20 protein-coding genes are annotated in these 24,253 nt (G+C 48.8%); 6 read left to right on the top strand and 14 right to left on the bottom strand.

Features of this window, described 5'->3' with window-relative positions:
• Positions 1-30 precede the first annotated feature (30 nt).
• The 4 genes from tig (at position 31) to H6F86_RS27015 (ending at position 4,930) form a co-directional block, all read left to right on the top strand.
• Complete coding sequence (gene tig / locus H6F86_RS27030; RefSeq protein ID WP_190453190.1) at positions 31-1,656, top strand: trigger factor; 1,626 nt, start codon at positions 31-33, stop codon at positions 1,654-1,656.
• Positions 1,657-1,869: 213 nt separating this feature from the next.
• Complete coding sequence (clpP, locus tag H6F86_RS27025) at positions 1,870-2,562, top strand: ATP-dependent Clp endopeptidase proteolytic subunit ClpP (protein WP_190453188.1); 693 nt, start codon at positions 1,870-1,872, stop codon at positions 2,560-2,562.
• Positions 2,563-2,571: 9 nt separating this feature from the next.
• Complete coding sequence (gene clpX / locus H6F86_RS27020; RefSeq protein WP_190453186.1) at positions 2,572-3,921, top strand: ATP-dependent protease ATP-binding subunit ClpX; 1,350 nt, start codon at positions 2,572-2,574, stop codon at positions 3,919-3,921.
• Positions 3,922-4,021: 100 nt separating this feature from the next.
• Positions 4,022-4,930 (top strand): alpha/beta hydrolase, encoded by a 909-nt coding sequence (locus tag H6F86_RS27015; RefSeq protein ID WP_190453184.1) that lies wholly within the window; start codon positions 4,022-4,024, stop codon positions 4,928-4,930.
• A 62-nt stretch (positions 4,931-4,992) separates the two neighbouring features.
• On the opposite strand, the gene pheA is transcribed toward H6F86_RS27015, so the two are convergent.
• A complete protein-coding gene (gene pheA, locus H6F86_RS27010; RefSeq protein WP_190453181.1) occupies positions 4,993-5,838 on the bottom strand; it encodes a prephenate dehydratase in 846 nt (281 codons plus the stop codon).
• A 201-nt stretch (positions 5,839-6,039) separates the two neighbouring features.
• On the opposite strand from pheA, the gene H6F86_RS27005 reads away from it, so the two are divergent.
• Both H6F86_RS27005 and H6F86_RS27000 read left to right on the top strand, forming a co-directional pair.
• On the top strand, positions 6,040-6,195 hold the full coding sequence (locus H6F86_RS27005) for a hypothetical protein (protein WP_190453179.1): 156 nt from the start codon (positions 6,040-6,042) through the stop codon (positions 6,193-6,195).
• Between the two features lie 264 nt (positions 6,196-6,459).
• Positions 6,460-7,047 (top strand): DUF1997 domain-containing protein, encoded by a 588-nt coding sequence (locus H6F86_RS27000; protein ID WP_190453176.1) that lies wholly within the window; start codon positions 6,460-6,462, stop codon positions 7,045-7,047.
• A 34-nt stretch (positions 7,048-7,081) separates the two neighbouring features.
• Here H6F86_RS27000 and H6F86_RS26995 read toward each other — a convergent pair whose 3' ends face one another.
• The 13 genes from H6F86_RS26995 to H6F86_RS26935 all read right to left on the bottom strand — a co-directional run bounded on the left by H6F86_RS26995 (position 7,082) and on the right by H6F86_RS26935 (position 23,753).
• Positions 7,082-7,714 carry a ribonuclease HII gene (locus H6F86_RS26995; protein ID WP_190453173.1) on the bottom strand — a complete coding sequence of 211 codons (633 nt, stop codon included), beginning with the start codon at positions 7,712-7,714 and terminating at the stop codon, positions 7,082-7,084.
• A gap of 140 nt (positions 7,715-7,854) precedes the next feature.
• Positions 7,855-10,173 carry an Rne/Rng family ribonuclease gene (locus tag H6F86_RS26990; RefSeq protein ID WP_190453171.1) on the bottom strand — a complete coding sequence of 773 codons (2,319 nt, stop codon included), beginning with the start codon at positions 10,171-10,173 and terminating at the stop codon, positions 7,855-7,857.
• A 680-nt stretch (positions 10,174-10,853) separates the two neighbouring features.
• Positions 10,854-13,586 (bottom strand): TIGR03936 family radical SAM-associated protein, encoded by a 2,733-nt coding sequence (locus tag H6F86_RS26985; RefSeq protein ID WP_190453168.1) that lies wholly within the window; start codon positions 13,584-13,586, stop codon positions 10,854-10,856.
• Between the two features lie 174 nt (positions 13,587-13,760).
• Complete coding sequence (locus H6F86_RS26980; RefSeq protein ID WP_190453164.1) at positions 13,761-14,096, bottom strand: STAS domain-containing protein; 336 nt, start codon at positions 14,094-14,096, stop codon at positions 13,761-13,763.
• Between the two features lie 293 nt (positions 14,097-14,389).
• Complete coding sequence (locus H6F86_RS26975) at positions 14,390-15,043, bottom strand: LON peptidase substrate-binding domain-containing protein (RefSeq protein ID WP_190453161.1); 654 nt, start codon at positions 15,041-15,043, stop codon at positions 14,390-14,392.
• A gap of 193 nt (positions 15,044-15,236) precedes the next feature.
• Positions 15,237-15,545: a 30S ribosomal protein S10 gene (rpsJ, locus tag H6F86_RS26970; protein WP_347241330.1), complete on the bottom strand. Its 309-nt coding sequence runs from the start codon at positions 15,543-15,545 to the stop codon at positions 15,237-15,239.
• A gap of 188 nt (positions 15,546-15,733) precedes the next feature.
• Positions 15,734-16,963: an elongation factor Tu gene (gene tuf, locus H6F86_RS26965; RefSeq protein WP_190453155.1), complete on the bottom strand. Its 1,230-nt coding sequence runs from the start codon at positions 16,961-16,963 to the stop codon at positions 15,734-15,736.
• 23 nt (positions 16,964-16,986) lie between these two features.
• Entirely contained in the window at positions 16,987-19,062 is a 2,076-nt protein-coding gene (gene fusA, locus H6F86_RS26960; protein ID WP_190453151.1) for an elongation factor G, read from the bottom strand.
• Positions 19,063-19,168: 106 nt separating this feature from the next.
• On the bottom strand, positions 19,169-19,639 hold the full coding sequence (gene rpsG / locus H6F86_RS26955; protein WP_190453148.1) for a 30S ribosomal protein S7: 471 nt from the start codon (positions 19,637-19,639) through the stop codon (positions 19,169-19,171).
• A gap of 234 nt (positions 19,640-19,873) precedes the next feature.
• The gene (rpsL, locus tag H6F86_RS26950) at positions 19,874-20,248 is read right to left on the bottom strand and encodes a 30S ribosomal protein S12 (RefSeq protein ID WP_190453146.1); all 375 of its coding nucleotides are present in this window, start codon (positions 20,246-20,248) and stop codon (positions 19,874-19,876) included.
• Positions 20,249-20,414: 166 nt separating this feature from the next.
• Positions 20,415-20,741: an iron-sulfur cluster assembly accessory protein gene (locus H6F86_RS26945; RefSeq protein WP_190453144.1), complete on the bottom strand. Its 327-nt coding sequence runs from the start codon at positions 20,739-20,741 to the stop codon at positions 20,415-20,417.
• A gap of 243 nt (positions 20,742-20,984) precedes the next feature.
• Positions 20,985-21,401, bottom strand: coding sequence for a phosphomannose isomerase type II C-terminal cupin domain (locus tag H6F86_RS26940; RefSeq protein WP_190453142.1), 417 nt, complete (start codon positions 21,399-21,401; stop codon positions 20,985-20,987).
• Between the two features lie 438 nt (positions 21,402-21,839).
• Complete coding sequence (locus H6F86_RS26935; RefSeq protein WP_347241185.1) at positions 21,840-23,753, bottom strand: phosphodiester glycosidase family protein; 1,914 nt, start codon at positions 23,751-23,753, stop codon at positions 21,840-21,842.
• Positions 23,754-24,253: the final 500 nt, after the last annotated feature.

Genomic DNA, 24,253 nt, shown 5'->3' with positions numbered 1-24,253 from the left:
TAATAGTAATTGTCTGTAGCGAATATACCGATGAAAGTTACTCAGGAAAAACTTCCCGCTAGCCAAATTGGCTTGGAAATTGAAATTACGCCGGAAATGTCTCAAAAGGCATACGAGCAAGTCATTCAAAAATTTACTCGTACTGCCAATATTCCTGGGTTTCGTAAAGGCAAGGTGCCACGACAGGTGCTGGTTCAGCGTTTTGGCTCTATGCAATTGAAAGCAACAGCGCTAGAAGAGTTAATTGATGAGACGCTGAAACAGGCGATCGAGCAAGAAAAAATTGACGCACTGGGTAACTTTCAACTGCGATCGTCCTTTGAGGAGTTGGTGAGCCAGTTTGCGCCTGGTTCAGCACTCACGTTTTCTGCTTCGGTTGATGTGCAGCCCGAGGTAACGCTCCAGCAATATACTGACTTTCAGCTTCAGGCAGAAGAAATCAAGCCCGATGCTGAACGAGTCGAGAAGGTACTCCAGCAATATCAAGAGCAAACCGCAACCTTGATCCCCGTCGAAGGACGTGCTGCCCAATTCGGCGACACTACTGTTATTGACTACAAGGGCGTGCTGGTCAGCGATGATCCTGATGCCGAGCCGGAGCCATTTCCAGGTGGCGAAGCGGAAGACTTTCAGGTAGAGCTGGCCGAAGGGAAGTTCATTGAAGGTTTCATTGATGGCATTGTAGGGATGAACCCAGGCGAGACAAAAGACCTTCCAATCCCGTTTCCAGCCGATTACACACAGGAAACGTTGGCTGGTCGAGACGCAATCTTTACGATTACTCTGAAAGAGATTAAAGAAAAAGAGCTACCCGCACTCGATGACGATTTTGCTCAAGAAGTCAGTGAGTTTGAAACACTGGCAGAGCTACGATCGTCACTTGAAGCGCGTTACGTCGAAGAAGCCGACGAGAAAACCAAGGCAAATAAAGAGCAGGCAATTCTAGATGAACTGCTTAAACACATTGAGGTTGAGCTGCCAGAAACCTTGATTGAGCGAGAAATGACCTATCTCCTCAACCAGACAGCGATGCAACTCCAAAATCAGGGCATTGATGTCAAGCGGTTATTTAACCAGGACACAATTCCGATGTTGAAAGAGCGATCGCGCCCCGAGGCCATCGATCGCATCAAGCGCACCCTGGCATTGGGCGAAGTTGCTAAGCGGGAGTCTATCAAGGTTGAGCCGAATGAAGTGAAGGCAAAAGTGGCTGAACTGATGGCAGAACTTGGCGATCGCGACATTGATCCCGATCGTTTGCAAGCCGTTGTCACCGAAGATTTACTCAAAGAAAAAATTGTGGACTGGCTGCTTGAGCGGTCTACGGTCGAGCTTGTTCCTGAAGGCACACTGGCAAAGCCAGAGGATGATGCCGATGCGGACGACATGGAAGCCGATGATGCAGAAGTAACTGAAATAGCAGCTAACAGCACCATTGATGTCACGCCAGTCGTTGATACTGAAGCTAGTAGCACCACCGATGGCGTTGACGCAACCGAAACTGAACCAGTGGCTCTAGACGCAGCCTTGCCAGCAACTGAAGCCGTAGGAGCTAGCGATGAGACGAGCGCAACCGACAATACTACTGATACCGAGAAACCCAAAAAAGCACGTAAGGCGGCGAAAGCAAAAGCAGAATCCTCTGACAGCGAGTAACATTTCGTCTATCCTATGTCAGTAGGATATGTGAGCAAGACGCTACGCCTCACAACACCGGGCTACAATAGCAGAGCTTTTCGCTCGATGCGCCCACAAGTCACAAGTTAGTTAAGGCATAATGTTTGGATATACGTATGCGATTCCCACAGCAAATCGCTGATGCCGATTCGTAAACCCGGTCTACAGTGACTTCAGGCGATAACACCCACTATGTTTGTATCCCGTTCCCCTAACTACTCTATTAACAGCTTGAATGCACTAGATGTCACGTCGCTAGGTCCCAGCAATGTGGTGCCTATGGTGGTCGAGCAATCCGGTCGCGGTGAACGTGCGTTTGACATCTACTCTCGTCTGCTGAGAGAGCGCATTGTCTTCCTGGGCACACCAATCGACGACAACGTTTCCGACTCGATCGTGGCTCAACTGCTGTTTTTGGACGCTGAAGACCCAGAAAAAGACATTCAGCTTTACATCAATTCCCCTGGCGGTTCAGTAACCGCAGGTATGGCAATTTATGACACCATGCAGCAAGTACGCTCTGATGTTGTTACTATTTGCTTTGGCTTGGCAGCAAGCATGGGAGCATTCTTACTAGCAGCAGGCGCTAAAGGTAAGCGGATGTCTTTGCCAAACTCGCGCATCATGATCCATCAGCCCCTTGGTGGTGCTCAGGGGCAAGCCGTTGACATCGAAATCCAGGCAAAAGAAATTCTTTACCACAAGCGCAAGTTGAGCGAACTGCTGGCGCACCACACGGGACAACCGTTTGAACGGGTAGAAATGGATACCGAGCGCGACTTTTTCATGTCCGCTGCTGAAGCAAAAGATTATGGACTGGTTGACCAAGTCATTTCCAGACAAAATCTTCCTAAAGCTGGAGAGGCTGTTGCCGCCGTTAACTAAGAGGTAGATATGGCTAACAAGTATGACTCCCATCTCAAATGTTCCTTTTGCGGCAAGTCTCAGGAGCAGGTTCGTAAGCTCATAGCCGGACCGGGAGTTTACATTTGTGATGAATGCGTTGACCTCTGTAACGAAATTCTGGATGAAGAGTTGTTCGATTCCAGCGCCGCAGCACCGCAGCCAGTGCCACGGCGAGAACAATCACCCGAAAAACGCAAGGCGCGGTCTGCAAATCTTTCTCTTAACCAGATCCCGAAACCGAGAGAAATTAAAAAGTACCTTGATGAACACGTCATCGGGCAAGATGACGCTAAGAAGGTGTTGTCGGTTGCGGTCTACAACCACTACAAGCGTCTGAGCTTTATTCAATCAAAAGGTGGCAGCAGTAAGCCATCTACTGATGACCTCGTTGAATTGCAAAAATCAAACATTCTCTTAATCGGACCTACAGGCTGCGGCAAAACTCTCCTCGCTCAAACGCTAGCAGAAATTTTGGATGTACCGTTTGCTGTGGCTGATGCAACCACGCTGACTGAAGCGGGCTACGTGGGTGAAGATGTCGAGAACATTTTGCTGCGGTTGCTGCAAGTTGCCGATCTGGATGTTGAAGAAGCCCAGCGAGGCATTATTTACATTGACGAAATCGATAAGATTGCTCGCAAGAGTGAAAACCCATCGATTACGCGGGATGTCTCTGGCGAAGGTGTGCAGCAAGCACTGCTGAAGATGTTGGAGGGAACCGTTGCCAACGTACCGCCACAGGGTGGGCGCAAGCATCCTTATCAGGACTGCATTCAAATTGATACAGGCAATATCCTCTTTATTTGTGGTGGTGCCTTTGTTGGTTTAGATAAAGCGGTAGAGCAACGCATTGGGAAGAAGTCGATGGGCTTTATCCAGCCTGGAGAAGCACAACCGAAAGATAAACGGACGGCAGATGTGTTACGTCACATGGAGCCGGATGATCTGGTTAAGTTTGGTATGATTCCAGAGTTTATCGGGCGAGTGCCTGTTATGGCTGTAGTAAACCCGCTGGATGAAGATGCGCTGACAGAGATTCTAACCGAGCCTCGCAACGCGCTGGTGAAGCAGTATCAAAAGCTTCTGAAAATGGACAATGTAACGCTGGAGTTCCGGCAGGATGCAGTGCGTGCGATCGCTCAAGAAGCCTACCGTCGCAAAACAGGCGCTCGCGCGCTCCGCAGCATCGTCGAGGAGTTAATGCTAGACGTGATGTACGAATTGCCCTCTCGTAAAGACGTGACTCGCTGTAGCATTACGCGCGAGATGGTTGAGAAGCGATCGACCGCAGAACTAATCATCCATCCATCGTCGTTGCCTAAGCCTGAATCAGCTTAACAAAACCTGAATCTGCTTAAATAGTTGTGAGTGTTGAGTGATGAGTTTTGCATGACGGTTGAACTTGAAACTCATCACTCAACGTTTACTATCTGTAAAAATGTCTTACGTCAGCGTTAACGGTTTTAATCACTATTACGAGTGGGTTACAGAGGCAGGCACTCAGGAGCCTACTGGTAAACCTGTCTTTGTCTTTATACATGGTTGGGGTGGCTCTGCTCGCTACTGGGAAAGTACAGCAAGGGAATTTTCCGACCGCTTTGATTGTCTTCTCTACGATATGCGTGGGTTTGGGCGATCGCGCTCTAATGTTAGCGAGTCGCCTTTGGCTGAACCACCGGAAACTGCTGCCGAACTCAGCTACGAGCTAGAAAGCTACGCAGACGATCTTGCTGGGCTTTTGGATGCGCTTGGCTTACAGCGCGTGTCCTTGAATGCTCATTCGATGGGCGCGTCTGTTGCGACTTTTTTCCTGAATCTCTATGCTGATCGTGTCGATCGCGCTGTTCTTACCTGTAGCGGCATTTTTGAGTACGACGAAAAAGCCTTTAATGCCTTCTATAAGTTTGGTGGGTACGTCGTCAAATTTCGTCCACGCTTGCTGTACGGACTCCCATTTATCGATCGACTGTTCATGCAGCGTTTTCTGCACCGCCCCCTGCCTACAGCTATTAGTCGATCGTTTCTGAACGATTTTTTGATGGCAGATTATGGTGCAGCCTTAGGCACTATTTTTACTTGCGTCAGCAAAAAGGCAACAGAGGTGATGCCGCAAGAATTTGCACGTCTAACTGTCCCGACGCTGCTGATTTCAGGCGAGCGTGACATCATCATCCCTGCTGAAATGGGGCGGCAAGCGGCTGCTTTAAGCGACAAAATTCAATACGTCGTAATACCAGACACAGCTCACTTTCCGATGCTAGAAGATCCGTCAACCTATCTTCAGCTTGTTCGAGAGTTTTTGGGTGTTAGCATTGTTCAACCCTCTGTAGCAAGCAGCAGGGAGTAGAGAAAAGGCAAAAGGTAAAACAAGCTTAATGCTCAAAACGTTTAGCCTTTGGCCTTCCTCCTTTAGCTTTTAGCAGTGGGCAAAATATCATAGCTACCGAAGACTTTTAGCGTTTCTGTGTCTTTGGCGAGTTCTGCCAGCGTTGCTTGTACGTCGGGCTTGCGGGCATCGGCTTCTAGGTCAACAAAAAACAAGTAGTCGCCAAGCGATCGCTTCGTTGGACGTGACTCAATATGGCTGAGGTTAATGCCTCGGCTAGCAAAGACTTGTAACGGTTTAACGAGGGAACCCGGCAAATCGTGAACCGTAAATGCGAGTGACGTATGGCTACCACCAGGAGACGGTTGCTGGCTAAGTATCCAGAAGCGCGTGCAGTTATCAGGATGGTCGTTGATCGAGTCAGCGAGCACAGGCAGGTTATACAATTCAGCAGCGCGAGGGGAAGAAATCGCGGCGCTTGTAGCGTCTTCCCCCAACGATTGCAGCGCTTCAGTGGTCGAACTAGTGGGAATTAACTGGGCTGTGGGCAGAAACTTTTCGAGCCACCCTTGACATTGAGCTAGCGCCTGTGGATGAGAGTAAACCGTCTGGATTGCGTCGATCGCGGGAGCCTGAGACAATAGCGCATGTGAAATTGGCAAGATCAACGCCCACTGAATTTGCAAGTTGCCAAACCGCCATAGCCCATCCAATGTGGCAGGAACGCTGCCCTCAGTCGAGTTTTCGATCGGCACAACTGCTACATCAGCATTACCTTCAGCAACGGCTCGTAGTGAGAGAGCAATGCTGGGGTAAGGGCAGAGCAGTGATTCTTGTCCTGTGCTTGCAGTGAGCCAGCTTGCATACTGAAGAGCAGCGGCTTCGGCATTGGTGCCAATAGGTCCTAGGTGGGCGATCGATACTGCCATAGCGTTTCTTCTCTAGTTCTGCCTGCCATTACTTAGCTTGCCATTAAAATTACCCTGTTCAGCCGCAAGACAGGTAGCTATAACGCATGAGATCAGTGGTGGCTAATCAGTTGCGCGATCGGGTTGGTAAGTAATCCAAACAGCTTTACTTAGTTATATTTACCCATTAATTACTCTCTTAGCTTTAAGTAGCTGGGCGTAATGATTGATAAGCTGCCTTTCGACTTCGCGTTTGACCAAGCACCCCTCGGCTTGAGTGCTCTTTGGGTTGAGCGCTTAGGTCAAAAGCTCAAGGCTCCCAGTTCTGTAGGCTGGCGGGTTGAGCGCAGTCGAAACCAGTTTCTAAGTAGTGCTTAATTTAGTTCTCCGACTGAATTTGTTTCCTCTACTGATGAAAATCAACTCGCTATCAAAACTCACCCTAGCAATGATTCTTCTCATGTTTCTCATCGAAAAGGGCGTTGTGGCTCAGAATTCTGCAAGAATAGTCTGTGAGAGGAAAGCGCGTGAATCTACTGAAGTAGATCTACTGAAAAAGGTGCAGTCACATTCCTTCATATCTATTTAAGATTAATAGTAACTACCTGATTTTTTCTACCACTTACTCGTGGCTTTTCAGCTATGTATACACGCTTTACTGCCTCTCAAGCTGTTGAAATGGCAGTTCCAGAGCAGCCTGTTCCGATTCAACACTATTTGCGGCAGCCTCAGCGCGTTGTGGCTGCTCTCGCTGCTTCAAGCCAAATTGAGCCGTTTGGTGACGATCGTTTTCGCTTGAAGATGCGCCCGTTGAACTTCATGATGCTGACCATTCAGCCAATTGTAGATTTGCGCGTTTGGGCTGATTCAGATGGTACCGTGTACGTACAGTCAGTTGGTTGTGAAATTCGGGGTGTTGAGTACATTAACCAGCGCTTTAAGCTGAACCTGGTGGGCAAGCTACAGCCCCAGCAGTCGAACGGCAAAACCGTTTTGAAAGGTAGGGCAGATCTAGAAGTACAGGTTGATGTGCCCCCACCGCTCGACTTTACGCCAAAACCATTTTTAGAAGCAACCGGTAACGGGCTGCTTAAAAGCGTTTTGCTGACTGTAAAGCAGCGCCTCATGCACCATCTTTTAGCAGATTACGGTGCGTGGGCAAGCTCAAACCTGGGTCAAATGTCAGCAGTGAAGCCGTCTGTTGCACCGACAAATAACCCGATTGCCTGACTTTTGCCTTACTCTCACTTCCCACCGTTACCTTTTAGATGCGGCACGGGCTGAATGATCGCCGATGCAGACGTGAAACTCCATACGTTTGTAAGGCTAGGCGATGGGCAGGCGTGCCGTACCCTTTATTAGCTGCCAGATTGTAGCCAGGGTATTTGGCGTCCAGACGTGTCATTAGCTCGTCACGCCAAACCTTGGCAAGAATGCTGGCAGCAGCGATCGCTAGTGACTGTCGATCGCCTTGCACAACGGTCTGTTGTGATAACGCCAGTCCTGGAATGCGTTGATTACCGTCAATTAAGCAAAGTGCTGGTGTTACTTTTAGCTTAAGTACAGCGCGCTTCATCGCTAACAGCGATGCTTGCAAGATATTAAGGCGATCGATTTCCCAGACCGAAGCGTAGCTTACCTGATATGCCAGGGCATGAGCACGAATTACCTCTGCCAACAGCAGCCGACGCTCTGGTGATAGAAGCTTGCTGTCAGTTACACCAGCTTTAGTCAATATAGGCGCTGCCTCTACAGACAAAATCACAGCCGCTGCTACTACAGGACCGAAAAGGGCACCCCGCCCCACCTCGTCTACACCAGCCACCAGTGCTGGCAGCACTATGCCATCCAAAACGGGCAGAGTTAACTGATGCGTTAGAGGTTGTTGTTGCTCCATAAAGGACACTCGAGGGCGATCAAAACTAGGCAAGAAGCAACGCGTATGCGCCAAAAAATTTTGTCAGGTCAAGACTTTAAACTCAACCTGACTTAGCACCCGAAGTTTGGCATACGTGTCAGCTTTGATTTGGCTCATCACTAATCTGACGTTGTTGCCGAAGAACGGCGGCGGCGACGACGGGTCACAGGTGCATCTTCAGCCTCGATCAACTCATCTAGCGGGGGTACTACTGCCTCCGGCTCTATGCTGTCAGTCTCGACACTGTCAAACTGAGGCTCCAGCGCTGAAGCAACGTCTGCCACTTCTTTCGCTTCAAGCAAGTCTGTGTTCGCTTGCCTACCTGTTGGCACAGTCTCAATCACGCGCTGTTTCGGCTTCGGTGCCGCTACTACTGGCTCTAATACTACTGACTCTAGTTGGGATGTTAGCGTCATTTGCTCGGGTTCTGCTTCTAGAGGAGCCTGCCCTGGCAAAACTACCGAAATGACGGCTGCTTTCGGATTTTTTACTTCCTGATTAGCCAGTATCAATGGCGAAATGCCCATCCAGGCATAGATATCCTGTTCTGCTGGAGTCATTTCTACGGTGACTACTTCCGGCGGCTCTTGTGGTGCCCTTGACGACTCCCGCCGCGATCGACCCCGACGCTCCTCCACATAGCTCAACTCTGGTGGTGCTTCTGGAACATAAGCAGCGTCTAGCGTTGGTTCCAATTCCTTGGCTGGAGTCAGCTCTCGATTAGTCAATAATTCGGGCACACCATCACGCCCACTCCGACCCCGACCACCTCGACCCCGAGCTGGACGTTCTGGACGCTCAGAGCGCCCGGTATCGGCGCGGTCGACTCGGCTGGTAAACGGTAACTCTGGGGCAGCCGTTGCTTCACCATCGTTTGCTGCATCAAGCTTCAAAGTAGGAGCGCTTTGATAAGACGGGCCCACGCTGCGTCCTTCATCACCGGGACGACGACGGCGGCGACGGCGATTGTTACCACCTAGCTCTTGATAACTCGGGTGGTTCAGCCCAAGCTCTTGGACATCATCACTATCATCCATATCTTCGCTACGGTCTTCCCACGTTGGCTCTGGGGCACTTACAACATTAGGAAGCACCAGATCACGCCCACGCCCGCGCCCAGTAATGTTGCGATCAACGGTTCGCGATTCTCTTAGCGCTACGGCTGCCGGACGCTCAACCATATCGCCCTCTGCGGTGTCATTCTCACCCGGCAAATGCACCAGATGGCCTAACCCACCACAGGTGGGGCAGGCACGACCAAAGATTTCGTAAATATTCTTGCCCTGACGTTTGCGGGTTAACTCAACCAAGCCCAGTTCAGAAAGTTGAGCAATTTGCGGTCGCGACTTATCGGCTCGCAACGCTTTGTTGAAGTGTTCTAGCACCTGCAACTGATCGCGGCGCTGATCCATGTCAATGAAGTCAATGACAATCACCCCAGCAATGTTGCGGAGTCGAAGCTGGCGAGCAATTTCGGTGGCGGCTTCGCAGTTCGTCCAGAGCACTGTTTCACGCGCTGTTGCAGAGCGTGTAAACGAACCAGAGTTAACATCAACTACGGTTAGCGCTTCCGTTCGCTCGATAATAATATAGCCACCCGATGGTAAATCAACCCTAGGCTTCAGCGCTTCTCGGATTGCGGCATTGATGCGGAAGTATTCCATGATGGGGGCGCGATCGCGATGGTGATCAATCAACACCCCCCGCGGTAAATCACCACCACCCCAATTCGTCAACTGCTGCCGAACGCGCTTCAGCCCTGTGTGTGAATCCACCACAATCCGATTGACATCCGCACTGTAAACATCCCGCAGCACCCGCTGAATAAAGTCATCATCCCGATTCAGCAGCGCCGGTGCACGAGTGGTGTTTGCCTCTTGCAACACCATCTCCCACTGCTTTTGCAGTGTCTCCAAATCTTCAATAATGGCGTCTTCAGGCATATTTTCCGCTTCAGTGCGGACGACAATGCCCATGCCTGCGGGTTTGACTAAAATCGCCAGCGCCCGTAACCGATTCCGTTCGTTTTCATTGCGAATACGGCGGGAAAGGTTTACGCCCTTGCCGTGAGGCATCAATACTAAATAACGCCCTGGAAGTGAAACATTACCAGTCAACCGGGGTCCCTTATTACCCGTTGGCTCCTTCATGATCTGCACCAGCACTTTTTGCTGAGGAGCCAACAGTTCGGTAATCGAGCCAGCCATCCGGCGCAACTTCAACGGACCTAAATCGGTGACATGAATAAACCCGTTGCGTTCACTATCACCAATATTCACAAAGGCTGCATCAATGCCTGGTAAGACGTTCTCAACGATGCCAAGATAAACATCACTAACTTGATGGCTACCCGTTGCAACAATAAGTTCTTGAATCTGATCTTCTGAAAAAACGGCAGCAATGCGATGCTGCTCTGCGATAACAATTTGTTTGGACATTCAATTTCCTCAAAGGTTGGCGGCAGCAGGAGGATCTAAGTCGGTAATCCTCTAACTCGTGCGAAGGTGCCGCTGCATAACGTACAAGCTCCGAAGCTATGCAACGGCTATAAAAAGATGCCAATCCTGAAATGAGGCAGTCTCTAACAGCCTCAGAACGGTTGACTATGGCAAAGACCACTGAATGAATAATCAATAAAACCAGCCAATTACCTTCTCTTGCGAAAAGGTATCGAACTCTGTAAAAGATGGACTAGAAGTCTGACAAAGTAGGCTGCCTTCAGCATCAAATGCTGACTTACTTAGCGGTACCCCTAAGAGTCTTCAACCCGCAACAGCCTCTGTTGAGTTGCATTATAGCGTGTACAGATTTCTCTGCGACTAAAGTTCAAGAATCGATAAGCTGGAGTAGCAGGAAGGAGGTATGAGATGAAGGCTTAAAGCGGTATAGCAAAAGGATGTAGCTTGCTTCCGCTCGGCGGTAGAAGGAGGGATGAAGAGAAGCCCTTGCTTAAAGGGCGTTTCAAGGTTTATATCTGTCCTAATATTCTCTTCGACTGCTATAGGCTTTCTTTTCTGAGCCTTCGATTGTTTGTACCCTGGACGATTCACCAAAACGAAAAACAGCACCTAGAAACGCCTCAATCCTTCGTTCTTTGACTCTTTTCGATGAAACAAATTCAAGTTAGTTGCAATTCTGAGTGTTCCGGTGTCGCTAAAAGTAGCCGCTCGCGGTGTATCTGCAACAGTTGTAGTTCTTGCTGTGAGACCTGCTCAAGCATATAAAGGACGTGATCAGGGCGAAGTAGCGTACCGTCGTTACGATGACTGCCAAGGTAACGCAGCACGATCGACGTATCACTGACTAACGCTTCAATTCTCAAGTCAAACAGGCGATCGCGCAGATTGATGTCCTGAGTTTTGCCTCCTTTGGTCGTGTGCTGAAACCAAAGAGCATCGCTGGCTTGAATTGTGTCTACCCATTCCTGCCATGTCGATAAAGTAAGCGGCTGGATAGCAGCAGGTGCATCTGGTTGTACTATGCCAACTGTAATGAGATATTCTGCCTTCTCCAAAAGCTGAGTTGCCGCTGGCGAACTAATGGGAACGGTTTCAACATGATAAATCGGGATTTCAGCCGGAAGCTGCGCCTCCAACTTTGACCGAAAGACCGCCAGATCCATTACTTCAGTCAGCTCAAAATCGACAATTTCGCCTGCACTGGTGACACCAAGCGGCAGGGCACTTGCAGGAATAATCCGTGGTCCAGGATGAAAGCCACCTGTGAAAGTGATTGGTAGGGCGGCTCGTCGTACCACGCGATCGAACAAGCGAACCAAATCAAGATGACTGACTAATGCCATTTCACCGTGCTTGCCTAACCATACCCGCACCCGTTGAGCGCGCTGCTGATTCGGTACAAAGTGACCTGCAAAGGATGGCAGAGCAGGTGGCGCTACCACTACGTTATGCCCAAAGTCAGTACTACAGACTCCGCAATGAGAGCAGCCGTCAAAAGAACAGTCTGGTACTATTGCTGCTTGCAACGCTCGCTGCAAGTCTTCTTTAAGCCACTGCTTGTCAATCCCTGTATCGAGATGATCCCAGGGGAGCGGAGCCTCTAGCGAAGGATGAGGGTTGGAGGCTGAGGGTTGAATGCTGGCTTCAGTTGTGCCAAAGATATTCCACTCGCCGCTTTCAACCTGACGGTATTTCCAGTCCAGCCCTGATTCGGCGATCGCTTGTGTCCAGGCAGCATACGCGCGATCGAGGCTTTCCCACCAAGCATCCATCCCTGCACCTAGTTCCCAGGCGCGCTGAATAACTGAGGAGAGTCGGCGATCGCCCCTACCAACAAAATCTTCCATTGCCGAAAGGCGAACATCTGTAAAATTAACTTTTAAACCCCGAATGTGGCGAAACTCTTCTCTCAAAAGCCGTTGCTTCCGTGCAAATTCTGCTGTTGCAACGGAATGCCACTGAAAAGGTGTGTGCGGCTTGGGTGTGAAATTAGAAATCGTGATGTTAAAGTGCAGCCGCTTTCTGCCTTTGGCATTGCATTCCTGCTGGAGCCAGCGCACTGTGTCAGCAATGCCCACTACATCTACATCTGTCTCACCTGGCAGACCAATCATGAAATAAAGCTTGACCTTATCCCAACCTTGCTCCCAGGCAGTTTTAACTCCACGTAGGAGTTCCTCATTCGTTAAGCCTTTATTTACAATGTCTCGCAGTCGCTGTGTACCTGCTTCTGGAGCAAAGGTGAGCCCACCCTGACGGGTGCCACCGAGGATGTTGGCAATGGTTTCGTCAAAGCGATCAACCCGTTGACTGGGCAACGACAGCGAAATATTTTCGTCCTTCAAGCGATTTTTAATTTCCATGCCAACCGCAGGCAGCGCCAGATAATCTGAGCAACTTAGCGACAGTAGCGAAAATTCGTTATAGCCGGTCGCTCGCATTCCTTGCTCGATCGCCTCAACGACTGCGGCCGGTTCAACATCCCGCGCTGGGCGTGTCAGCATACCCGGCTGGCAGAAGCGGCAACCTCGTGTGCAGCCCCGTCGAATTTCTACTGTTAGGCGATCGTGTACGGTTTCGACATAGGGGACTAGACCAATTGAGTAAGCTGGCATGGGGTCAGCCACTCGCCGCAAAATGCGCGTTGGCACATCGGAGCGATTTGGCTGCACTGAACCATCAGGAGTCATGTCATAAAACTGCGGTACATAGACTCCTGGCACCTGAGCCAGGTCTAGCAATAGTGCCTCCCGACTTAACCCGGCAACCTTCCCTTCTTCTAGTACCAACCCAATTTCTGGTAGCAACTCCTCGCCATCCCCTAGGGCAATAAAATCAAAGAAGTCAGCATAAGGTTCTGGGTTAGAGGTCGCTGTTTGCCCACCGGCAAAAATAAGCGGATATGTAACGGGTGCCGCTTGCGTATTGTGTACAGAGGTCGCATCAGGATTTTGCCATACCTGTTGTTCATCCGCCTTAACCTGCTGACGTGCTTTCCAAGTTAGGGGAATGCCAGCTAGAGCCAGCATCTCAAGGATATTTGTTGCGCCTAGTTCGTAGCTGAGGCTGAAGCCTAAAATGTCAAAGTCAGCCAGCGATCGCCGTGATTCAACTGCAAACAGCGGAGTTTGACTACTTCGCAGCTTGATTGCTAGATCAGAGGCAGGCAGGTAAGCACGATCGCACAATTGGCGTGGTTGAGCATTGAGAATGCTATACAAAATCATGTGCCCGAGGTTTGAAGCACCGACTTCGTAAATTTCGGGATAGGTCAGAACCCAGCGGACGGTTACTGCATCCCAGGGTTTATGAATAGCGCCTAGCTCATTACCAAGATACCGAGCTGGCTTCAAAATGTCTGGGGTAAGCAATGCTTCAACAGCAACTGTCATAACGAGGTTCCCTTTTGCGTCCATTGCCTGAACACGTTTTTGGCATTGCTTAGTATACCAATGTTATTCAGACCAGATTTGTCGCTAACCCTCCTTTAACTGAGAAAGCCAGCAGGCGCGCTCAGATTTACTCACTCCTGCTGGCTAATTAGTGAATGTACGTTCAAGTGTTGCTTACGCAGTCGCTTCGCTAAAGGCGTAACGTCCCTCCAAAATTTCAAAGGCACGGTCGAGTTGAGTCAATTCAAAGATAATCCGGACGGAATGCGAGATAGCACAAAGACTAAAGCGCTTGTTCAAGCGTTGTGCCATGCTCAGTGCGGTTACCAGTGTCATCAGACCAGCACTATCGATCGATTCAACCTGAGCCATGTCAATTAACAAACTTGAGTGATGCTCAGATTGAATCGCTGCATTCAGTTGTTGTTGAAAAACAGTTACATTACCAGCATTCAAAGAGCCTAAAGGTTGAAGAACCGCAGTTTGAGGACGAACAAGTACATTCTGCATATAAAAACCTTAACTGGGAGTAGGAACTAAGAGACTTTCAGCTCATGCCCCAACCATAACTGTGGGTTCTTAGTTCTGCCCAATGTTCATCGCTGGTTTCGCGGAAACTTTATGCACCACTCACAATTGTTTAAAGTTTTCACTAAGTAGATTCACCCACAAAGTATACAAAACTACTAAACTCAGCTCACTCACTTCATTTGCAGCAAAATTGTTTTTGATACAACGATCTAGCGCCAATCTCACAATTAGCGCAGCAATCACATCAGACTTGGATGCAACAAGCGCTGAGTCTATTGTAGTGAATCATCCAACGTGTCTTTCAACACAGTGCGGGCAGCAAGATGGTTACGAGTAGAGGTAAGGATCTCTGCCTCACGTTTCAGTCTTGCAGCCGTGTCCTGCATTTCTAGCAACGCCTGCTGTTCCTCTGCTACCCCGTACAGATTGCTAGCAATCCAATAAGACAACTCGATCGGTAATGTCGGCATCGTTTCCGGCAACTCGATTTCTTGCCCAGTTAACTTTGCTGAAAGGCGAACAACATCTTGAAGTAATTGTGAGACGTTGCTTGCTGAGAGCTTCAGGTCATGCTCAGGAGGATTGTCCTCAACCCATTCCACTAGCCCTACTCTATAGGGCTTTTCACGCACATATTCCAGCACTCTAAAACGCTGTTGCCCTAGCGCCAACACTTTCATCCGATCATCAGGCAACCGCTGAAATTCAATAATCTCAGCGCAGCAACCAATTGCCGCTGGTTTACCTTGAGCTTGATCCCACATAACGACCCCGAAACGTCGATCGCCCTCAAGAATCGTGTTCATCATGATTCGATAGCGAAACTCAAAAATATGTAACGGAAGGGGTCGTCCTGGAAACAGAACCACTTCTGGCAGAGGAAAAAGAGGAAGCTCTCGAACCGCAATTGATGAAGAAGGTGCCATTATTTATCAAATGAAGAGACAGTACTTCTTTACATACTGTACCGTATCTGAAATAAGAAGGGCAGTAGAAGGGCAGTTCTCGCCAATTTGTAAAAGTGTAAAATATAGCTGGACTAAAATATAGATGTGTAAAAGCCCTTATATGTTTAGCGAACTTATTAAAGGGGTAGACTTTACCCACCCCATTTTGCATCTAGAGCTTCACTTCAATATCGACACCAGCAGGCAAATCAAGCTTCATCAAAGCGTCAATTGTCTTTGAGGAAGGCTGGTAAATATCAATAATACGTTGGTGCGTGCGAGTTTCGAAGTGCTCACGCGAGTCCTTGTCCACATGCGGAGAGCGAAGGACACAATAAATCCGTCGTCTGGTCGGAAGGGGAATTGGTCCAACCGCAGTAGCGTTTGTACGATTTGCCGTATCGACAATCTTCTCACAGGATGTATCAAGAAGACGACGATCAAATGCCTTAAGTCGGATGCGAATCTTTTGTTGCTGAATAGTTGCCATCGGGATACTAATAAATTTTCAAGGTTCTAATTAACCGATAGCATTCAGCATTCAGCATTCAGCTATCGGTCTTGTTTGATGAAACGGATTAATTCCTAATCCTTTCAATCGTCCAGAAGTTAAAGCTATTAGGAACCAAGCTTGAATTTGATCACTAATAGCTAACTCCTGAATTTCAACTACTTAAGGATCTTCGCAACGACTCCGGCTCCAACCGTACGCCCACCTTCACGAATAGCGAAACGCATTCCTTGCTCAATGGCAATTGGGTTGATGAGTTCAACAGTCATTTTGATGCGATCGCCTGGCATCACCATTTCTGCCTCGCCACCTTCATCTGTTGTGAAGTCGCTGATCGTACCGGTTACATCTGTCGTCCGCACATAAAATTGAGGACGGTAACCAGGGAAGAATGGCGTGTGACGACCCCCTTCTTCCTTCTTCAGAATGTACACCTCAGACTCAAACTTGGTGTGAGGTGTAATCGATTTTGGTTTGGCGATAACCATACCACGCTCAATATCATCCTTTTGCAGACCCCGCAGCAAGACACCTGCATTGTCGCCAGCCATACCTTTTTCAAGGCTCTTCTTGAACATTTCGATACCCGTTACGGTCGTAGAACGAGTGTCACGGATACCTACTAGCTCAACAGTGTCGCCGACCTTCACTTCTCCCCGTTCGATCCGACCAGTCGCAACGGTTCCCCGACCTGTGATCGAGAAAACATCTTCAACTGCCATCAAGAACGGCTTATCGATATCACGTTCTGGAGTAGGGATATATGAGTCCACACTGTCCATCAGCTCGTAAATCTTGTCAACCCACTCGTTTTCACCACGTTTCGTCTTAGGGCTAGCAGTCATTGCTTCGAGTGCTTGTAGTGCAGACCCAGCTACAATCGGAATATCGTCACCAGGGAAGTCGTAGGAACTTAGCAGTTCACGAACTTCCAATTCAACAAGCTCTAAAAGCTCATCGTCATCCACCATGTCTTTCTTATTTAGAAAAACAACTAGCCGTGGAACACCAACCTGTCTTGCCAAAAGAATGTGTTCACGCGTTTGAGGCATGGGACCATCAGCTGCTGACACAACAAGAATGCCACCATCCATTTGTGCTGCCCCAGTGATCATATTCTTCACATAGTCAGCGTGTCCTGGGCAATCAACGTGAGCATAATGCCGCTCCGCCGTTTCATACTCAACGTGAGCCGTATTGATCGTGATGCCCCGCGCTTTTTCTTCTGGTGCAGCATCGATTTCGTCGTACTTTTTAGCTGCTGCCTGCCCCAATGCCGATAAAGTCATTGTGATCGCAGCGGTTAGTGTTGTTTTACCGTGGTCAACGTGACCAATGGTACCGATGTTGACGTGGGGTTTATTCCGTTCAAACTTTGCACGTGCCATGACTTAGTTATTCCTCTTCCTGATTATGCGTTCCCTTTACTCTTAGCGATGATTGTTTCAGCCACACTACGAGGAACCTCATCGTAATGGCTAAACTCCATCGTGAATATGCCCCGACCTTGGGTCATTGACCGTATATCTGTAGCATATCCAAACATCTCTGCCAATGGAACCTTTGTGGTTACTTTGGCAAGCCCCTGCTCGACTCCCTGAGCCTCGATTTGACCTCTACGGGAAATCAAGTTACCCATAACAGGACCCAGAAAGTCTTCAGGAACCTCAACTTCAACCTTCATCATAGGCTCTAGGAGAACAGGTGAAGCCTTCATTACAGCGCTCTTAATTGCCATTGAACCAGCAATCTTAAATGCCATTTCGGAAGAATCAACGTCGTGATAGGAACCATCTACTAACGTTGCTTTGAGGTCAATCACTGGATAGCCGGCAAGGATGCCTGACTCACAAGCCTCCTTCATGCCTTGCTCTGCTGGACCAATGTACTCCTTAGGCACTGCACCGCCAACAATCTTCGAGATAAACTCGAGACCGCTACCAGGTTCCGTAGGCTCCAATTCAATCACTACATGACCGTATTGACCTTTGCCACCGCTTTGACGAACAAACTTTCCTTCAGCCTTGACAGCTTTTCGGATCGTCTCTCGATAAGCGACTTGAGGCGCACCCACATTTGCCTCAACCTTAAACTCCCGAAGCATTCGGTCTACCAGGATTTCTAGGTGAAGTTCTCCCATCCCAGCAATCACTGTCTGATTCGTTTCTGGATCGACATTTACCCTAAAAGTGGGGTCTTCTTCAGAGAGCGACTGGAGTGCCTTTGATAGCTTCTCCATGTCTTGTTTTGTCTTTGGCTCTACCGCAACCGAAATAACTGGCTCTGGTACAAAGAGTGATTCTAAGATTACAGGCGCAGCTTCGTCACAGATCGTATCGCCTGTGAATGTGTCCTTAAGCCCTAAAACAGCGCCTAGATCACCCGCTCTCATTTCATCCACTTCAATGCGATCGTCAGCCTTTAGAATGATCAGGCGAGAAACTCTTTCCTTTTTGTCCTTAGTAGAGTTCAGAACATAGCTACCCTTTTTTAGAACGCCAGAATAAACCCGAATGAACGTTAATCGACCGTAGGGATCAGCCATAATTTTAAAGGCTAATGCTGACATTGGCTCTGTGTCGTCTGCATGTCGCTCAACTGATCCACCATCAGCCAAATGACCTTGAATCGGTGGTACGTCAATTGGAGCTGGCAGATAGTCAATCACAGCGTCCAACATTAACTGAATGCCTTTGTTCTTAAAGGCAGAGCCACAAAGCATTGGCACGATCGTGCCATCGATCGTACCCTTTCGCAACGCTGCCTTAATTTCAGTTTCTGTAAACTCTTCGCCATCCAAGTATTTAGCAGTCAGCGCATCATCAGTTTCTGCAACAGACTCAATCAACTTGAGACGATATTCACTAGCCAAAGCCTGGACATCCTCAGGAATGTCTGTTTCTTCAATGTCAGTCCCTAAATCATTGTTGTAGATAAAGGCACGCATTCGTACTAAATCTACAATGCCTCTTAAGTTACTTTCACTGCCAATCGGTAGCTGAATCGGTACAGCATTCGCTCGCAGTCGCTCGCGGATCTGCCCGTAAACCTTGTAAAAGTTTGCTCCAGTGCGGTCCATCTTATTAACAAAGACAAACCGAGGTACCTTGTAGCGATCAGCTTGTCGCCAGACCGTTTCAGATTGCGGTTGTACGCCGCCGACCGAACAAAAGACTGCAATGACACCGTCAAGAACTCGCATGGAGCGCTCAACCTCGATCGTAAAATCGACGTGCCCAGGCGTATCAATGATGTTAATTTGATGGTCTTTCCAATTTGTGCTGATCGCAGCAGCCGTAATAGTGATGCCCCGCTCACGCTCCTGAGCCATCCAGTCAGTGGTAGCTGTACCTTCGTGAACTTCGCCAATTTTATGAACCACTCCCGAGTAGAACAAAATGCGCTCGGTGGTTGTGGTTTTGCCAGCATCAATATGGGCTGCGATCCCAATGTTTCGGACCCGTTCAATTGGGATGGTACGTGACACAACTGCCTCCTTTGCCTCTTCCGCAGCTATGACCGTGCTGCTACTTCCATAACTAATTTTAGACGTTCTGTACGGAACTCAGGGGAGTAGTTTCCACACCAATGCCCTAATAACGGTAGTGTGCAAATGCCTTGTTTGCCTCTGCCATCCGGTGGGTCTCTTCACGCTTGCGAATCGCGCTACCTGTTTCGTTAGCAGCGTCCATCAGCTCGTTTGCAAGCTTACCTGCCATCGTACGACCGGGTCGCTGACGTGAATATTGGATTAACCAGCGAAGTGCCAGTGCTGTACCACGTTCGGAACGAACCTCCATAGGCACCTGATAAGTAGCACCACCAACGCGTCGTGCTTTAACTTCAACTAGAGGAGTTGCATTTTTAACCGCTCGCTCAAATACTTCGATCGGGTCAGCGCCAGTACGCTGTGCGATCGCCTCAAACGCGTCATAGATGATGTGCGATGCCACGGACTTTTTCCCGTGATGCATAATACGTCGAACCATCATGCTAACCAAGCGAGAATTGTGAACTGGATCTGGTGGAACAGGACGTTTCTGTATAGCAGTACGACGAGACATAATGAGCCTTGAAAAAAGTAGAACGTGTTAGAGCCAGAATAGATTTCGCTGCCGCTAGAAGCAAAGGCAAGCGATAAAAAGAATGATTAGCTGCCAGACTACAGCAGCATTAACCTCAGTTTCAAAGCGGCAGGCAATTGCGCCAAACCACAAGAACATTACATTAACCAGGCTACCAAAAACTAAGTGCTACCAAAAAATACTTAGGTTTGATAGCCTTAGCTGAATAAAAGCCTATTTTTTCGGGCGCTTAGCACCATATTTAGAACGAGCTTGCTTACGGTCTTTGACTCCTGCAGTGTCTAGCGTGCCACGAATAATGTGGTAGCGCACGCCTGGAAGGTCTTTTACCCGACCACCCCGAATCATGACAACAGAGTGTTCCTGTAAGTTGTGACCGATCCCTGGAATATAAGCTGTAACTTCGTATCCAGAAGTCAGACGCACTCTGGCGACTTTACGAAGCGCTGAGTTGGGCTTTTTGGGTGTTGTTGTATAAACCCGCGTGCAGACACCACGACGCTGAGGGCAACTCTTTAAAGCAGGCGACTTGGTTTTCTTCTGCGTCTTTTGACGCTCAGTGCGTATGAGTTGCTGAATAGTGGGCATGGTACAAGACGTATGCGATTCTGTTGGACTAGACTTTTGCAAACTCTAATGGTACTAACAACACCGAGCTTATGTCAACAGAATCTTTTGAGCCGCTTGTTCTAGTCTGCTTGCCACTAAACAAAGAAGAACTAAGTAATTTAGAGCGCTGTTGGGTTACGACACCTTAATTAAGCGAAAAGGAGTTGCCGCAACCGCAGCTCTGGTTTGCATTTGGATTATGAAACCGGAAACCACCTCCCATCAAGTCTTCAGAGTAATCAATGGTAAGACCATTAACAGCTGTAAGACTTTCGGGATCAACGATAACCTGAATGCCGCTACAATCGTACAACTGGTCATCTGGGTAAGTAACTGCATCAAAGATCATCGTGTAAGCTAGTGCCAAACAGCAACTTGGCTGGACACTAAGACGAAACTTAAGATCTGGCTCATGACGTTTTGCCTTCAGCCTGGCAATTTCGCTGATGGCTGCATGACTGAGACGTATCATCGAAATTATTAAAAGTGACTACTCTACCAATACCTTACAGCAGCGCGAAGCAACAAAACGGTTATGGAAGGCGCTGTTAGATAAAGTAGTTTGCACGAATATTTAACTAACTCCCCTTACCCTCAGCCTCCTAACAGAAGCAGTCTAAGGGTAAGGGGGTTTACGGACGTTCTACAAAATCGCACAATGCGTTGGTTCGTAGTATAAGGCTGTTGAACAAGTTAATTACTAGTGGTCGGCAGTTTATTGGGCACGAGCGTAATCGTCTTGAAAGCGAACAATATCATCCTCTCCTAAATATTCTCCATTCTGCACTTCGATCAAGACGAGTGGAATAACACCAGGGTTTTCCAGGCGATGGGGAGTACATTGTGGAACATAGGTTGATTGATTGCTGCTCAGGACGTGTTCTTGATCGCCACAAACAACTTTTGCTGTTCCTGACACTACAATCCAGTGCTCACTCCGATGGTGGTGCATCTGAAGGCTTAAACGATGACCGGACTTCACCTCAATGCGCTTAATTTTGTAGCCTCGTCCTTCTTCCAGAATTGTAAAAGAACCCCAGGGTCTTAACTCCGTAGCTGCAACTGTATTTTGACTGCCATTCAGAGGCAACGTAAGAGAGGGGCTTTGATGGGTTTCTTGGGATTGAAGCATATTGGCTATCTCTTTCAAAAGTTTTCTACTAGGGACATGACTGGTTTCCGAATGGTGAAACCTTAATCCTATTTTGCTGAGTACCTGAGTAAGCGCTGTCGGCAGAATGAAATAGGTGTAGACAAGCTGATTATGCCGAGAATCAACCTAACAAATTCTTCGTGACGGTTCTATCTGTACAGGTTTAATTGACTAAATTCACACGTAATCTTCATGTAGTAGTGACGCGCTCCAAACTTAGCTTAGCGAAGAGGCTTTAACAAAAAGACTTAAGAGGAGACTCAACTATCCTGTTTGATGCGTGAGTCATAAGCTTGTATTAACTTACTCTCTGCAAAGCTAGCTAAAGCGCTAAAGCCTCACTAACTGCTGAAGCTTCAAGTGACTGAGTATTGTTCATGCTCGATCGCGTACTACAGTGAGGCTTAAACATCAGGCTTAACGACTGGGTTGCACAAAGACACCAATGCCATTGTGGACGCGGGCAGCAGTACGAGGCAGTCGATCGAGCAGTTGTCCACCCAGATACAGTGTCGTCGAGCTACCGCCGTCAAGGTTAAGCGCATTGACGGCACCTAACTGCTGCATGATTTGGGCAATGTTAGTCAGCGTGGCTCCACTACCATCTAGATCGGTATGGACAGCGGCAATGAGCAACTTACCATCAGCAGTCTGCCCGATCGCGCTGCGACTTGCCTTCTCAATCACAAACGCATTGCTGAATTGTTCGGCTTTGGCATCCAGCACAATTTGACGGTTTTGGAGGAGGAGTGGTCCACCGCCGATGATTTGCTCATAACGGTTGAAGTCACCTGGTGTAATGGCAGTCTCCAACTGCAATGATGTGCCAACGGCTAGTGTGGCGGCAGCATTACGATTCGAGCGCACCGCTAACACATACCCAGTAGCAGGAATCGGAACAGTAGTGCTGCCAGCGGCACCAAGGGGTTGTTGGCTCACGACCTGGTTGTTTTGCACGGTCACGAGAATTTCGTTGTCTGTGAAAGGGCTGTAGCTGGTGCCCCAACCGCTGGTATAGCGAGCAATACCAGCTTGAACGTAGGCGCTATTAAGATGAGTGAGCGGTAACAGCTGTCCCTTTGAAGTCACAAGGGCTTCTTGGAGGGTGAGGCGAGCAATTTTGGTTTCACCCGTGGCGTTCCAGGCAATTGCGCCCCGTCCTAGAATGGGACCAGAGAGCCAGCGTCCATCTAGCCGAACAGCACCCAGCGGCAACTGATTATTGCGATTGAAAAACCCGCTATTGATTGCTGCTGCAACCTGAGCCTGTTGTGCGGTACGAAGCAGGGGAGCCGTGCCTGCTAGCGTGCCAGGGTTAGGCAGAATCGGCTTCAGGCTAATTCCGGGTTGACGGGGATCAACTTCCAGCCAGACTACTGGAAAGCGTGCGGCATCTACAGTAAGCGTTTGGGTACGCCAGCGAAGTCCTGGTGCCCAGAGGATATCGCGATCGACGATTGAATCAGGACGAATATCCACAATCAGGCGATTGGTATTAGGGAGGCTCCATACGCGAGGGCGTAAGGCACTAGAAAGACTCAGCCGAATCCGTGTCTGATTCGTTCCAGGTTCAATCTTGATGGCTTTAAGCCGATTGCCAATGCCAGGTTTGAAGCTTTGAAGGGTGGTGGCAGGGATCTGTGCATCCAGCGTTAAAACAACTTCCTGTTTCTGTTGGTCGATTTGCCAGGGTGCTGAGCGATCGAGTTCAATGACAAGACGATCGCCCCAGGGCTGCTTCCCCTGCCGTATCGCTTTCACCGTGGCGGGTGGTGAGTTGATTTGCAAAACGGCACCATTGACCTGTAGCTGCCAACCAGATCGCTGTGCTAATTCGGTAATATCAAGATAGCGAAGTGCTCCAGTGAGTCGTGTTGGCAGCTTCAATGGTGCGGTAGTGGGGTCAGAAAACCACTGCACAGGTTGTCTCGTAGCATCGGCGGTGTCGAGCAGTTCGACTCCAATCCCTTGCGAGAGTCCTGCCTCAGTGATGCCAAGGCGTTGTCCGCCAGCAGACCATTGCGTCCAGGCAGCAGGCAACATACGACCGTTTAACAGAATCTGATTCCCCTGTTGGCTTTGTGCAGGCAAGGATGGGGCTTGGCTCACAAGATTGGGTTGACTCAATAAGGATTGGTTCTGTGTCGGTTGGTTCTGTAAAGCTTGATTATGAGGGGTCGTAGCAACAGCACTTAGCTGTGGCACTAGACAGCTTAAGGTAAGCAACCCTGTGATGAAAAGGAGGCTTTGGGCATAACGCGATCGGTGGCATCGATCGCCTGCTGAACTGACTGATTGCTTGAACCGCTGATTGACATCACGTCTGATCACAATTTTCCTCTGGCAACAGGAGATATAAGGAAAGGCAAGTTAATTTTATGAACGTAGCAGAAACCGGGCAACGGTTTGAGCAGCTTATTGCTTTTTAGTGAATCACTCACCCAACCTAGCTGCCCCAACTGTCAGAGAATTATGACTAAGCTCATGGTGTCAATGTTGCCAGCCCAAACTAGGGGCTAATCGACTAACCTGCTTTTTACTTCTGTAGTTGTCAGCATGGTGTGTCGAAGCGTAACCGCAGCTACAGAAACAACTCCTACGTAAGCAACTTAAGGCAAGATTTTTTGAGCCTATAGCAACAGATTTAAAGGCGTTGCTATCGGTGAGGGATTGCAAGAGCAAGGTATTTTTTATAGAATGCTCGTCCTACGGAATGTGTACCCAACGCTTGATCGCGTAGTTACCGTTATCTGGAAGGTCGCGATCGTAGTCAAGGTTGTAACAAATGCTGTTGGCGCTTGCAGCTAGCATGAAGTGTTGGAAAGGGATAT

It is taken from the genome of Phormidium sp. FACHB-592 (assembly GCF_014695795.1).
Classification (GTDB): Bacteria; Cyanobacteriota; Cyanobacteriia; order Leptolyngbyales; family Leptolyngbyaceae; genus Stenomitos.
This window is presented reverse-complemented; position numbering and strand designations above follow the sequence as displayed.

Excerpts from the sequence above, each read along its gene's own strand:
- rpsG (WP_190453148.1), bottom strand. The coding sequence starts at position 19,639 with ATGTCTCGTCGTACTGCTATACAGAAACGTCCTGTTCCACCAGATCCA.
- rpsL (WP_190453146.1), bottom strand. The coding sequence starts at position 20,248 with ATGCCCACTATTCAGCAACTCATACGCACTGAGCGTCAAAAGACGCAG.
- tig (WP_190453190.1), top strand. The coding sequence starts at position 31 with ATGAAAGTTACTCAGGAAAAACTTCCCGCTAGCCAAATTGGCTTGGAA.
- H6F86_RS26975 (WP_190453161.1), bottom strand. The coding sequence starts at position 15,043 with ATGGCACCTTCTTCATCAATTGCGGTTCGAGAGCTTCCTCTTTTTCCT.
- H6F86_RS27000 (WP_190453176.1), top strand. The coding sequence starts at position 6,460 with ATGTATACACGCTTTACTGCCTCTCAAGCTGTTGAAATGGCAGTTCCA.
- clpX (WP_190453186.1), top strand. The coding sequence starts at position 2,572 with ATGGCTAACAAGTATGACTCCCATCTCAAATGTTCCTTTTGCGGCAAG.
- clpP (WP_190453188.1), top strand. The coding sequence starts at position 1,870 with ATGTTTGTATCCCGTTCCCCTAACTACTCTATTAACAGCTTGAATGCA.
- tuf (WP_190453155.1), bottom strand. The coding sequence starts at position 16,963 with ATGGCACGTGCAAAGTTTGAACGGAATAAACCCCACGTCAACATCGGT.
- H6F86_RS26945 (WP_190453144.1), bottom strand. The coding sequence starts at position 20,741 with ATGATACGTCTCAGTCATGCAGCCATCAGCGAAATTGCCAGGCTGAAG.
- H6F86_RS26985 (WP_190453168.1), bottom strand. The coding sequence starts at position 13,586 with ATGACAGTTGCTGTTGAAGCATTGCTTACCCCAGACATTTTGAAGCCA.
- H6F86_RS26990 (WP_190453171.1), bottom strand. The coding sequence starts at position 10,173 with ATGTCCAAACAAATTGTTATCGCAGAGCAGCATCGCATTGCTGCCGTT.
- H6F86_RS26980 (WP_190453164.1), bottom strand. The coding sequence starts at position 14,096 with ATGCAGAATGTACTTGTTCGTCCTCAAACTGCGGTTCTTCAACCTTTA.
- H6F86_RS26940 (WP_190453142.1), bottom strand. The coding sequence starts at position 21,401 with ATGCTTCAATCCCAAGAAACCCATCAAAGCCCCTCTCTTACGTTGCCT.
- pheA (WP_190453181.1), bottom strand. The coding sequence starts at position 5,838 with ATGGCAGTATCGATCGCCCACCTAGGACCTATTGGCACCAATGCCGAA.
- H6F86_RS27005 (WP_190453179.1), top strand. The coding sequence starts at position 6,040 with ATGATTGATAAGCTGCCTTTCGACTTCGCGTTTGACCAAGCACCCCTC.
- H6F86_RS27015 (WP_190453184.1), top strand. The coding sequence starts at position 4,022 with ATGTCTTACGTCAGCGTTAACGGTTTTAATCACTATTACGAGTGGGTT.
- H6F86_RS26995 (WP_190453173.1), bottom strand. The coding sequence starts at position 7,714 with ATGGAGCAACAACAACCTCTAACGCATCAGTTAACTCTGCCCGTTTTG.